Source organism: Pedobacter metabolipauper (assembly GCF_004362715.1).
GTDB lineage: Bacteria > Bacteroidota > Bacteroidia > Sphingobacteriales > Sphingobacteriaceae > Pedobacter > Pedobacter metabolipauper.
Window position 1 is genome coordinate 115,568 of sequence record NZ_SNYC01000006.1, and the last position, 13,195, is coordinate 128,762.

Below are 13,195 nucleotides of genomic sequence, written 5' to 3' on the forward strand. Positions count from 1 at the left end.
TTAATGAAGCAGGTTGAAGACTCAGAGATATTAGAGAAATTCTCCAATATAAAAACTCGTAATGAAGCATTCAACCTGCTTTTAACCAAATACCAGCAAAAAATTTACTGGCACGTTCGCCGTCTGGTCATTGATCATGATGATGCAGATGACCTGGTTCAGGACGTCTTCATTAAAGTATGGAAGAACCTGGAAAAATTTCGCAGTGACTCTCAGCTGTATACCTGGATTTACCGGATTGCAACAAACGAATCCATTACTTTCCTGAATAAGAAAAAACAGCGGAACAATACGCCGCTGGATGAAGTATCCAATGAGCTTTCTGAAACACTAATTGCCTCTTCTTACTTTAATGGCGATAAGATCCAAATGAAACTTCAGCAGGCTGTGCTTACCCTGCCCGAAAAGCAACGCCTTATTTTTAACATGAAATATTACGACGACCTAAAATATGAGCAGATTGCAGATATTACAGGAACAAGCGTAGGCGCATTAAAAGCCTCTTTTCACATCGCTGTAAAAAAAATTGAAGCTTTTATGCTAAATGAAGACATTAGCTTTTAAACCTTTTGTCAATAAATACATCAATATAACTGTAATGGAACAAAACATAGAAAATAACGACTGGAAAAAAGAAGCCCCATTCCTGGCTGGCTTACCGGTGCGTAATGCTTTTTCTGTTCCTGAGGGGTATTTTGAGGGGTTATCTGTTCAAATCTCAGGTGCTGTTTACCTGGAGAGCTTAAAGGATGTTGAGCACGCTGGTTTTACTTTGCCTGAAAATTACTTTGAAGGATTGGGTGAAAGCATTCATGCCAAATTGATTGCTGAACGATTAAAAGAAGAAATTCCGAATGAAGGACTTATTGTCCCGGTAAATTATTTTGATGATCTGCAGGCTTCTATATTGGCAAAGACCACTGGTGCACCACAACCTAAAATTGTACGCCTATGGCATTCTAAACTGCTGAAATATGCATCTGCCGCATGTTTCTTAATTATGGCCAGTGCAGGTCTTTACTTTAACTATCAAAGTCCTGCCCAACCTGTAAATTATGCAGAACTGGCAGCAGAACAAATGCTTTTTGATATTGATGAGGATGTTATTATTGACCACATCGAGGCAAATGGCATGCAGGAGCAAAAAGTAGCGAACACGAAAGATGCTGCTTTGGAAAGCTACATTTTAAGCAATTACTCTCAAAGTGATTTGACTACTGACTACTAATCCGATATATAAATGAAATATTTAATGACTATAGCGCTCTTCTTCTGTATCCCCTTTCTTGCTTCGGCACAGAGACCGGGAGACAATAGAATGGAAGAAATTGAAGCCTATAAAATTGGCTATTTAACCCAGAAATTAGACCTCTCCACTGAGGAAGCTAAAATATTCTGGCCAATTTATAACGGATGGCAAAAAGAACAAGGTGATCTGCGTAAAGAGCGCATGCAAAAAATGATCAGCTTCAGAAAGATCAACGAAATAGAAGAAATGTCTGACAGTGAAATACAAGTCCTGATCACCAATGACTTTACCATCAAACAAAAAGAATTAAACCTGGAAAGGAAATATTACTACAAGCTGAAGTCCAGCCTGCCGATTAAAATAGTTGGTAAATTTTATAGGGCACAGGAAGCATTTAAGAGAGAATTGTTGTCTAAATACAGGAATCCTCAGAAGCCATAGTAAATATTTCTTATTTTTGGCGCCATGCTTACACAACGCCAGTTATTTCTTCAGCATAACGCACAAACAACTTTAGGGCCGTTACTTCTTGAATTCGTTAAGGCCAGCGGAATGTATCTGTACGATACAGAAGGAAAAAGATACATGGACTTAATTGCCGGTATTGGCGTAAGCAATGTAGGACATTGCAACCCGGCTGTTGTAGAAGCGGTAAAAAAACAGGCAGAGAGCTACATGCACATTATGGTGTATGGTGAGTTTATTCAAAGTCCGCAGGTAAACTTTGCCAAGGCCCTCGCAGATGTTCTTCCTCCAAACTTAAATTGCACTTATTTTGTAAATTCAGGATCTGAAGCTACTGAAGGCGCCATGAAACTGGCCAAACGGTATACACACCGCACAGAGATCATTGCCTGTAACCATTCTTATCACGGTAGTACCCAGGGATCACTTAGTTTGATGGGAAATGAAGAGTTTAAACAGGCCTACCGCCCCTTGTTACCAGACATTAAATTTATCAATTACAATGCAACTGATGATCTTAAAAAGATCACCAATAAAACTGCGGCTGTTTTTGTAGAAACCATACAGGGTGAAGCAGGTATTAGGATTGCCGATAAAGCCTATTTTAAAGCCCTAAGAGCTAAGTGTACAGAGACAGGCACCTTACTCGTCCTGGATGAAATACAATGCGGCTTTGGGCGTACAGGGAAACTATTTGGATTTGAACATTTTGACATTGTTCCGGACGTTCTTTTATTGGCCAAAGGGATAGGTGGCGGAATGCCAATTGGCGCCTTTATCAGTTCTACTGACATAATGGCCTCTTTGGCAACGAATCCCATTTTAGGACACATTACTACTTTTGGCGGTCATCCGGTAAGCTGTGCTGCAGGGCTCGCAACCCTTCAAACCATACTTAGCGGAAATATAGTGCAGGGTGTAGCTCAGAAAGCTGAACAATTTAAAAGCTTATTGAAACATCCTGCCATTAAGGAAGTCCGCTTAAAAGGATTGATGATTGCCGTAGAATTTGAAAGTTTTGAGATCAACAAAAAGATCATTGATGCCTGCATTGCAGATGGAATAATCAGCGACTGGTTTCTGCATTGCAGCAATTCGATGCGAATAGCTCCCCCATTGATCATTAACGAAGAAGAAATTGAATATGCCTGCAGAATATTGCTGAAGAACATTGAGGCAGTTACATCGGTTACCGCGCAGCATTAGCCCATCTTTTGTCTCTTAATTAAATAAGCCTGGAGTATGGGGTAAAATCCCTCAGCTATATCTGCATCGATCATATCTATTTTGTACTGGATGCATTTGAGTTGAATAGATGCCCTGTAACTACTCATTTTAGACAGGTAAGCATCTTTAACTTTAGAAGTATGTGCTTTTAAGGTAGCCCCCGTTTCCAGATCAACAAACTCATATGGACGATTCTCAAAATTAAAGTCCACTTCTTTCTTTTTATCTGTGACGTTGAAGATCACGACTTCATGCTTATTGAATTTTAAATGCTGCAATGCAGAAAATAATGCTTCCGTGCTTTTATCATCCTGCATCGTATTGAGCATATCACTAAAGATAACTACCAGGGACCGCTTGTGGATCAACTCTGCAATTTGATGCAGTGCCTGCTCTAAATTGGTACCCATATTCATCTTTTCTGCTTTCAGCAGTTCTTCAAGGTGTGTAAAGATATATTTCTGATGGGTTGTAGTAGACTTTGCCGGTGTATTTAGAATTAGGTGGTCCGTAAAAAGACTCAGTCCAAATGCATCGCGCTGCCTTTTTAAAAGGTAGATTAGGGCCGCCGTTGCCTCTATAGAGAAGTTTAGCTTGTTGTATGCTTTTAATGGGAAAAACATAGACGACGATACATCTATGATAAACTGGCAGCGCAGGTTGGTCTCTTCTTCATACCGTTTGCTAAACATCTTGTCTGTTTTTGCAAAAAGCTTCCAGTCAATATTCTTAACGCTGTCTCCAATATTATAGAGCCGGTGTTCGGCAAATTCTACGGAGAATCCATGAAAAGGGCTTTTATGAAGTCCTGTAATAAATCCCTCCACCACTTGCCGGGCAAGGAGTTCTAAATTACTATTGAAGTGTTGGCCCTGTTCATCAAATTGCGACTGCATCTTGTAAATATAAAAAAAGCGTTCATAAATATGAACGCTTTTTAATCTGTATATGTTGATTGATTACAATTGCTTGTCTAGTTTCTGTGCTAAAACAGATTTAGGCACTGCACCAACTTGTTTATCTACAACTTCACCATTCTTAAAGTATAACAAGGCAGGAATATTACGGATTCCAAACTGCGTAGATATTTGAGGGTTGTTGTCAACATTCACCTTACCTACAATCGCTTTACCTTCGTATTCTTTCGAGATCTCATCTACTGATGGTCCTACCATGCGACATGGACCACACCATTCTGCCCAAAAATCAACCAAAACGGGTTTATCTGATTTTAACACAACTTCCTCGAAGTTTGCATCTGTAATTTCCAAAGCCATAATTCTTATTTTAAATTTGTTATTTTCTAATTGTTAAACTCCTCTTGCAGAAGCCTTATGAGTCTAAACCCATTACGCAAAAGCAGGATACAAATATATAATCAATTGTAATGCCATCATGTTGTGTAATGCCAATATGACATTAGTTCAACTTAGGATTAACATCAAGCGCCTGCAATTGTTCCAAAAAGATGTTATTGGGATTGATTTTCAGTGATTTTGAAGGCATTTTTATATTTACATTCTGCTCCCTATCATATACATCAAATAACAACTGGCAATTCTGCTGATCTGTATTTGCCCTATTATTTTCGAGTATTTCGTTAATCTGGGACATAAAATCATCTGTAATCCGCTCTATAGGAACCTGGATGGTGATGCACTTTGCGAGTTTATCCCTCAACTCCGACAGCAGATTAATTGAAGTGATCTTAAACTCCCAATCGCCTTCTTTTCTAAACCGTTCACCAACCCGTCCCCTGATCTGCAAAAAATAACCATCTGTAAGGAATTGTTTGAACTTGATAAAATCGTCGCCAAACAGTGCAAGCTCACAGGTATCGTCATAATCTTCAAAGACAATGGTACCGAAAGGTTTGCCGGTTTTAGTCATTCGCTGTGCAGCAACAACAACCAGTCCGCCAACAACAAGCTCCCTGTTCTTAAGCATTTCGAATTCTCCAAGCACCTCTTCATTGGTATCACCAGTTCTTATTTTATTGATAATGCTTAAATGACGCACCTTATGCTGACAAAATTCTCTCAACTCCAGACCGTAATTGTCAAGCGGATGCCCGCTCAAAAATATACCAATAGCATCCTTTTCATACTTTAAGCGGTCTATCAGGCTCCACTCCGGAGCAACAGGTAAGCTGGGTTCTGAGATCAGATCTGCAATGGAGCCCCCAAACAAAGACGACTGTGAAGAAGATTCGTTGTTTTGAAAATCATTGGCATATTTGATCAGCTTTTCAATGCCATTCATCTTATCGTTAACACCGATAAAGAAATATTGCGCCCGGTGATGACCAAAACCATCAAATGCACCGCTATACACAAAACTCTCGTAGGCCTTTTTATTTACGGTACGTGTATTAGATCGCCTTGCAAAGTCATAAACATCTGAATACATGCCATTCAGTACACGGTCTTCAATGATACTTTCTACCGCTTTATCGCCTACACCCTTAATACCTGATAAGCCAAAGCGCACTTCTCCCTGCGGATTTACAGAGAATTTAATATCAGATTCATTTACATCAGGACCCAATACCTGTACCCCCATCTGCCTGCACTCTTCCATAAAAAAGGCAACCTGTTTAATGTCACTCATGTTATTGGATAACACGGCAGCCATATATTCTGCAGGGTAATGTGCTTTCAAATAGGCTGTCTGATACGCGATCCAGGCATAGCAGGTTGAGTGTGACTTATTAAATGCATAGGATGCAAAAGCTTCCCAATCTTTCCAGATCTTTTCGAGTGTAGCTGCATCGTGACCCTTTTCTGCAGCCTGGGCAACAAATTTAGGCTTCATCTTGTCCAATACATCCTTTTGCTTTTTACCCATCGCCTTACGCAAAACATCGGCTTCACCTTTGGTAAAGCCTGCCAGCTTCTGCGATAAAAGCATCACCTGTTCCTGGTAAACGGTAATACCATAAGTTTCTTTCAAATATTCTTCGCAGGCATCAAGATCATATTTGATCTCTTCCTCGCCATTTTTCCTGCGTACAAAACTTGGTATATACTCCAAAGGGCCGGGACGATACAGTGCGTTCATTGCAATCAAATCGCCAAATACAGTAGGCTTAAGTTCCTTCATGTATTTCTGCATCCCGTTACTCTCATACTGAAAGATCCCAATGGTTTCTCCCCGCTGGAATAACTCATAGGTTTTTACATCATCAATTGGAAAAGCATCCGGATCAAGGTCTATACCATGTCCATGTTTAACTAACTTAACGGTATCCTTGATCAGGGTCAATGTTTTTAACCCTAAAAAGTCCATTTTTAACAAACCGGCACTCTCTACAACCGAGTTGTCAAACTGGGTAACATAGAGGTCTGAATCTTTGGCAGTAGCAACTGGTACAAAATTAGTAATGTCACTTGGCGTAATGATTACACCACAGGCATGAATCCCGGTATTCCGTAAAGAACCTTCAAGGATCTGTGCCTGTAATATGGTTTCAGCGCTCAGGTTTTTTGCGTCTGCCAGTATCTTTAATTCCAGGACCTTCTCATATTCGTCTGCCCGTAAAGCACCTTTCAGTGTCTTTTCGTCCAGGTTGAAAATCTTGGCAAGCTTCATGTTAGGGATCAGCTTCGCAATTTTATCTGCTTCAAAAAGCGGCAGGTCCAATACACGTGCCGTGTCCCTAATGGATGATTTAGCTGCCATGGTACCATAGGTGATGATCTGTGCCACCTGATTTGAACCGTACTTTTTGATTACATAATCCATTACACGACCACGGCCCTCATCGTCAAAGTCGATATCAATATCGGGCATGGATACCCGATCCGGATTTAGGAAACGCTCAAAAAGCAGGTCATATTTAATTGGGTCTATATTGGTGATCCATAAACAATACGCCACAACAGACCCGGCAGCAGAACCACGGCCCGGACCTACAGAAACATCCAGGTTCCTGGCTTCACGGATAAAATCCTGAACAATCAGGAAGTAACCCGGGTACCCGGTCTTTTCTATGGTCTGAAGCTCAAAGTCTAAGCGCTCTGTAATCTCGTTTGTTAATTCGCCATATCTCTTCTTTGCACCCACGTAAGTAAGGTGACGTAAAAATTTATTCTCTCCACGCTTGCCGCCGTCGCCTTCATCTTCTGCAACCAGGAATTCTTCCGGAATATCAAATTTAGGAAGGAGCACTTCACGGGCAAGCTTATAGATTTCTATTTTATCAACAATAGACTGGATGTTTATAATGGCCTCAGGAAGATCAGCAAACAAGGCTTTCATCTCATCGGGCGATTTAAAATAGTATTCCTGGTTGGGTAAACCATACCGGTAACCACGCCCTCGGCCTATTTGCGTAGCCTGTTTTTCACCATCTTTTACACAAAGTAAAATATCGTGGGCATTGGCATCTTTTTTATTGATATAATATGTGTTGTTCGTAGCAACCAGTTTAACCTCATTTCTTTTTGCCAATGAGATGAGTGACGCATTTACAATATTTTCATCGTCCTGATTGTGACGCATCAGCTCGATGTAAAAATCGTCTCCAAATTCCGATTTCCACCACAACAATGCATCTTCAGCCTGCCGCTCACCCATATTAAGGAGTTTGCTGGAAATTTCACCGTAAAGGTTTCCGGATAAAATAATAATATCCTCTTTATACTGCGCGATCACATTCCGGTCTATTCTTGGCACATAATAAAATCCTTTGGTATATGCAATGGATGACATTTTTGCCAGGTTATGGTAACCGTTCTTGTTTTTAGCCAGTAAAACAACCTGATACCCATTATCCTTCCGCTTTTTATCTTCATGGTCATCGCAAACAAAAAACTCACAGCCAACAATGGGTTTCATAATGACCTCTGTTGCTTCAGCACCGCTTTCAATAGCCGCAGCATTTTTAGCTTCAGCTCCTTTGTTGTAGTTTAATACCTGGCTTACAAAATGAAAGGCACCCATCATATTGGCATGATCTGTCATGGCTACAGCAGGCATTTTATAAGAAGCCGCAGCTTTGATTAAATCAGGAATATTAATGGTAGATTGTAATACGGAAAACTGGGTATGGTTGTGTAAATGTACAAAAGTAGCTTCCTTAAGTTCCTCCTTATTGCCATCGATAACCTGTTTGGAAAGCTTACTATCCGTTCTTTGAAGCCGTTTACGGATGTCATCAGATGCTGCTTTAAGATTAACATGTCTTAAGCCGGCCGTAGGAATTATCCCTGGGTTTCTTTCTTTGTACTGACGGATATAATCCGGATCAGCCTGCAGCTGTTCCGGTTTAAAAGCATCAATCTTTAAAAGCTGCAGAAAACAACGCGTAGTTGCTTCTACATCGGCCGTAGCATTGTGGGCTTCGGCAAAAGGTTCTCCAAAAAGGTATTGATGAAGCTCTGTCAGGTTTGGCAGTTTAAACTTACCCCCCCTTCCTCCAGGTAAACGAAGCATTTCTGCAGTAACCTCTGTACAGGTATCTAAAACAGGCATCCTGGAAAGTGAACTGTCAATACCCATCCGGTGAAGTTCACAACCCATAATGTTTACATCGAAACCCAGATTCTGGCCTACAATGAATTTAGCCTTTGACAATGCACCGTTGAATTTCTCTAAAACTTCAATCAGTCCGATACCTTGTTCCTCTGCCAGCTCGGTTGATATTCCATGGATCCGTTCTGCATCATACGGAATATTAAACCCTTCTGGTTTTACCAGGTAATCCTGGTTTTCTATTAGATTTCCGAATTCATCATGGAGCTGCCAGGCAATCTGTATACACCGGGGCCAGTTATCGGTATCCGTAATTGGCGCATTCCAATTGCGTGGCAAACCCGTAGTTTCAGTATCAAAAATCAAATACATAGGAAGTTATTAAAATTGATCGTTTCAGAAATCAAAATGATCAATCAAAAATACGGAAATTTGCGGGCTATTTCGGTTTGAATTTTAAATTTTAGAAGCTGACAAAGCCATTACTTTCTCTGCGGCAGGAGCCATTATATGTTCCTGAGAAACCAGTTTAGATGTATCATAACCCTTTTTATGGCACCTATCTATAATTTCTTCCAAAAGTGAATCTGGTAGCCCTGGTTTACGTGACATGATAAAAAGATATTTATGTTTTGGATGGCCCACTACAACATAAGAATAATCTTCTGCAAGTTCAATTACCCAATAATCTGCTTTAAATGGCCATAAGAATTGGGCTTTTAATTCGGCGTTATTTGTTCCGCGGACTACAAATAATTTTGAACGGATATACTTTCGGTCTTCATCACCAGCAGCACGATAGGTTGTAAATACAGCATAATAACCGTCGGGATGGATTACATAGGTTTCAACAGTTTGCCTCCAGTGCTTATCCATCAGGGTTGGTATAGAATACAATGAATACCATTTCCCTGCATAAGACATAATGTCAACTTTACTTACCGGTGTATTATCCATAAACTCCTGTGTTAATCTGCTGTTCAGCAAATGTAAATTCTTTATCATAAAACCACCAATCCGGAATAAAGTTTTTAAAAGCATTTTAAAAACTAACCTTAATTTATACCTTCGAAAATAAAGATGCTTAAAAATGGAGCTAAACGCAGAAGTAGTTAATGGCTTTTTTATTATGTCTGACAGATTATAATTCCTACTTTTAATGAAAACATTTTACAGTAGCTTCATAACCATTTAAAATATAACGAATGAAAATAACGGTTGTTGGTGCAGGAGCAGTTGGCGCCACCTGCGCAGATAATATTGCCAGAAAAGAACTAGCTGAAGAACTTATTCTATTAGACATTAAAGAAGGTTTTGCCGAAGGTAAAGCAATTGACATGATGCAAACAGCCACCTTATTGGGCTTCGATACAAAAATAAAAGGTGTTACCAATGACTATAGTCAAACTGCAGGCTCTGCTGTTGCGGTAATCACTTCTGGGCTGCCACGTAAACCAGGAATGACGCGTGAAGAACTGATCGGTATTAACGCTGGCATTGTTAAGGGAGTTGCTGAGAACATCTTAAAATACTCTCCGGATGCGATTATTATTGTAATTAGCAATCCAATGGATACCATGACCTATCTTGCTTTAAAATCATTAGGATTACCAAAGAACAGGATTATTGGAATGGGTGGCACATTAGACAGCGCCCGCTTTAAATACTATCTGAGCGTTGCATTAAATTGCAATTCTAACGACCTTCAGGGATTTGTTATTGGCGGACATGGCGATACAACCATGATTCCGCTTACACGCTATGCTACCTATCAAAGCTTACCGGTAACAGAATTACTGGATCAGGAAACCCTGGACAAGGTTGCTGCAGATACAATGGTTGGCGGGGCTACCCTAACCGGACTTCTTGGTACTTCCGCATGGTATGCACCAGGAGCTGCCGGAGCTGCCTTAGTAGAAAGCATTGTTAGGGATGAAAAGAAATTATTTACCTGCTGTGTTTCTCTGGAAGGAGAGTACGGACAATCTGATATTTGTTTGGGTGTACCGGTTATTGTAGGCCGAAATGGCTGGGAAACGATAATCGATTACAAACTGAATGAGAGCGAGCAAGCTTCTTTTAACAAAAGTGCCGACGCCGTTCGCGCAATGAATGCGGTACTTGCAGAAATGAAACTGGTATAAATGAGGACAATCAATGTTCCTATAATCTTAATAAATTTACAGGACGACGGTTTCCACCTTTTGGTGGAAATTGTCGTTTTCAGACAAAAAATTCTTGTCGTATTGGATACCGGTGCGTCCAGATCTGTGTTTGACATGGCCTTTATCAAAACACATTTATCGGAAGTTGAATATAGTGAAGAGAGTCAGGCCACTACCTTATTTTCTACGGCAACAACTTTACAAGCGGTAATTCCCAAACTTAAAATAGGACGCCTGGCATTAACAGATTATGAAACTGTTGCTCTCGACCTGGAAAGTGTTAACCAAACCTATGGATCACTTGGGCATCCTGAAATCAAAGGAATAATTGGCAGTGATATTCTGTTAAAGTATGACGCCGTAATCAATTACAAGAAAATGAAGCTCTATTTGTACGCAGAATGACCCCCTCTTTTTCTCTATATCGATCAGGAAGAACTAATAAATACAAAAGAGTCTGATCATTTCTGAACAGACTCTTTTAATAATATTCAAAAAGATCAACTAAGCGTCAATCTTTGCATATTTTGCATTTCTTTCAATGAAATCCCTTCTTGGAGCAACATCATCACCCATTAACATAGAGAATGTATGATCACATTCTGCTGCATTTTCAATGGTAGCCTGCATAAGTGTACGCGTTGCCGGGTTTAACGTAGTGTCCCATAATTGCTCGGCATTCATTTCACCCAAACCTTTATAACGTTGAATATGTACGCTTTCTTCTTTACCTGCTCCTTTTAAACGCTGAACAGCCGCATCGCGCTGCACATCGTTCCAGCAATATTCAAATTCTTTACCTTTTTTAACCTGGTACAATGGCGGAGCAGCGATATACACATATCCCGCTTCAATCAATGCTTTCATATACCTGAAGAAGAACGTAAGGATCAGGGTAGTGATGTGTGACCCATCAATATCCGCATCCGTCATGATTACTACCTTGTGGTAACGAAGCTTAGTAATGTTCAAGGCTTTATCATCCTCAGGAGTTCCTATACTTACGCCAAGAGCGGTAAACATATTCTTGATCTCATCATTTTCGTAGATCTTATGCTCCATAGCTTTCTCTACATTCAGGATCTTACCTTTCAAAGGAAGTATGGCCTGAAAATTACGATCTCTTCCTTGTTTAGCAGTACCACCTGCGGAATCTCCCTCCACCAGGTATAACTCGCATTTTTCCGGATCACTGTCTGAACAATCAGAAAGTTTACCAGGCAAACCCGAACCACCCATAATACTTTTACGCTGCACCATTTCACGGGCCTTACGGGCCGCTGCACGTGCAGTAGCAGCTAAGATCACTTTATTGATGATCAGTTTAGCTTCTCTTGGATTTTCTTCCAAGTAATTATTTAAAGCTTCACCAACGGCGATATCTACCGCACCCATTACCTCAGTATTACCCAGTTTAGTTTTAGTCTGCCCTTCAAACTGAGGCTCCTGTACTTTAACAGATACAACAGCCGTAAGTCCTTCTCGGAAGTCATCACCGGTAATCTCAAACTTAACGTTTTTAAGCAAGCCGGACTTATCAGCATAAGCTTTTAATGTCCGCGTTAAACCTCTTCTAAAACCAGCAATGTGTGTACCACCTTCATGTGTATTGATGTTGTTCACATAAGAATGTACATTCTCTGCATAACTATCATTGTATTGAAGCGCAAGTTCAACGGGAACGCCGTTTTTAATTCCTTCTACATAGATCGGCTCTTCAATCAGTGACGGACGGTTACCATCCAAAAACTGAACAAACTCTTTTAAACCACCTTGAGAATGGAACAACTCGGTTAAGAATGTACCGTCTTCATTTTCTTCACGTTCATCAGTCAGCGTTAATTTAATCCCTTTATTTAAAAAAGAAAGTTCTCTTAACCTCGCGGCAAGGGTATCATAACGGTACTCAGTAGTTTGGGTAAAGATCGTCGCATCTGGTGTAAACGTAACAATAGTACCACGCTTATCGGTTTCGCCGATAGATTTAACTTCATACAGTGGTTTACCAATGTTATATTCCTGTACCCAGATCTTTCCTTCACGGTGTACTTCTGCCCTTAAATGGGTGGATAGTGCATTTACGCAACTTACCCCAACCCCGTGTAAACCTCCGGAAACTTTATAGGTATCCTTATCAAATTTACCACCGGCATGAAGCACGGTCATTACAATTTCTAATGCTGATTTTTGCTCCTTGGTATTGATCCCTGTTGGGATACCACGGCCATTATCTTCAACCCTTATTGAGTTATCTTTTAGAATATTTACATATATGGTATCGGCGTGTCCTGCCAATGCCTCATCAATAGAATTATCTACAACTTCGTAAACTAAGTGGTGTAAGCCTTTTACTCCGGTATCTCCTATATACATTGAAGGGCGCTTACGCACCGCTTCCAAACCTTCTAATACCTGTATATTATCTGCCGAATAATTTGACTTTGAATCCTGTTCTTCGCTCATAATTTTTATTAAAACAATTAGATTCAAATTTAACCAATTATGGCCAATTAACGGCATATGTGGATAACTATTTGAGTAAAATAACCCAAAAAACTACCGAATAAATCCAGTTATTTAGGATACTAAATTTGAAATTTTATATTTGTTGAAA

Annotated in this window: 11 protein-coding genes; 6 read left to right on the top strand and 5 right to left on the bottom strand. The window is 40.1% G+C overall.

Features of this window, described 5'->3' with window-relative positions:
* The first annotated feature begins 3 nt into the window (after positions 1–3).
* From ATK78_RS17190 to ATK78_RS17205, 4 genes are read left to right on the top strand one after another with little or no spacing between them, the layout of a single operon-like run.
* Entirely contained in the window at positions 4–564 is a 561-nt protein-coding gene (locus tag ATK78_RS17190; protein ID WP_133577382.1) for an RNA polymerase sigma factor, read from the top strand.
* A 34-nt stretch (positions 565–598) separates the two neighbouring features.
* The gene (locus tag ATK78_RS17195; protein WP_133577383.1) at positions 599–1,228 is read left to right on the top strand and encodes a hypothetical protein; all 630 of its coding nucleotides are present in this window, start codon (positions 599–601) and stop codon (positions 1,226–1,228) included.
* A 12-nt stretch (positions 1,229–1,240) separates the two neighbouring features.
* Positions 1,241–1,690 (top strand): hypothetical protein, encoded by a 450-nt coding sequence (locus ATK78_RS17200; protein ID WP_133577384.1) that lies wholly within the window; start codon positions 1,241–1,243, stop codon positions 1,688–1,690.
* A gap of 24 nt (positions 1,691–1,714) precedes the next feature.
* Positions 1,715–2,920, top strand: coding sequence for an aspartate aminotransferase family protein (locus ATK78_RS17205; RefSeq protein ID WP_133577385.1), 1,206 nt, complete (start codon positions 1,715–1,717; stop codon positions 2,918–2,920).
* On the opposite strand, the gene ATK78_RS17210 is transcribed toward ATK78_RS17205, so the two are convergent.
* From ATK78_RS17210 to ATK78_RS17225, 4 genes are all read right to left on the bottom strand, one after another.
* Positions 2,917–3,837 (bottom strand): DUF58 domain-containing protein, encoded by a 921-nt coding sequence (locus tag ATK78_RS17210; protein ID WP_133577386.1) that lies wholly within the window; start codon positions 3,835–3,837, stop codon positions 2,917–2,919. The genes ATK78_RS17205 and ATK78_RS17210 overlap by 4 nt on opposite strands.
* Positions 3,838–3,900: 63 nt before the next feature.
* A complete protein-coding gene (gene trxA / locus ATK78_RS17215; protein WP_131594827.1) occupies positions 3,901–4,218 on the bottom strand; it encodes a thioredoxin in 318 nt (105 codons plus the stop codon).
* 142 nt (positions 4,219–4,360) lie between these two features.
* Positions 4,361–8,788, bottom strand: coding sequence for a DNA polymerase III subunit alpha (gene dnaE, locus ATK78_RS17220; protein ID WP_133577387.1), 4,428 nt, complete (start codon positions 8,786–8,788; stop codon positions 4,361–4,363).
* 84 nt (positions 8,789–8,872) lie between these two features.
* Positions 8,873–9,421, bottom strand: coding sequence for a lipocalin family protein (locus tag ATK78_RS17225; RefSeq protein ID WP_243732563.1), 549 nt, complete (start codon positions 9,419–9,421; stop codon positions 8,873–8,875).
* A gap of 200 nt (positions 9,422–9,621) precedes the next feature.
* Here ATK78_RS17225 and mdh point away from each other — a divergent pair, with 200 nt between their 5' ends.
* Both mdh and ATK78_RS17235 read left to right on the top strand, forming a co-directional pair.
* Entirely contained in the window at positions 9,622–10,560 is a 939-nt protein-coding gene (mdh, locus tag ATK78_RS17230) for a malate dehydrogenase (RefSeq protein ID WP_133577388.1), read from the top strand.
* Positions 10,561–10,986: an aspartyl protease family protein gene (locus ATK78_RS17235; RefSeq protein ID WP_133577389.1), complete on the top strand. Its 426-nt coding sequence runs from the start codon at positions 10,561–10,563 to the stop codon at positions 10,984–10,986.
* A gap of 99 nt (positions 10,987–11,085) precedes the next feature.
* Here ATK78_RS17235 and gyrB read toward each other — a convergent pair whose 3' ends face one another.
* Positions 11,086–13,044 carry a DNA topoisomerase (ATP-hydrolyzing) subunit B gene (gene gyrB, locus ATK78_RS17240; RefSeq protein ID WP_133577390.1) on the bottom strand — a complete coding sequence of 653 codons (1,959 nt, stop codon included), beginning with the start codon at positions 13,042–13,044 and terminating at the stop codon, positions 11,086–11,088.
* Positions 13,045–13,195 lie beyond the last annotated feature (151 nt).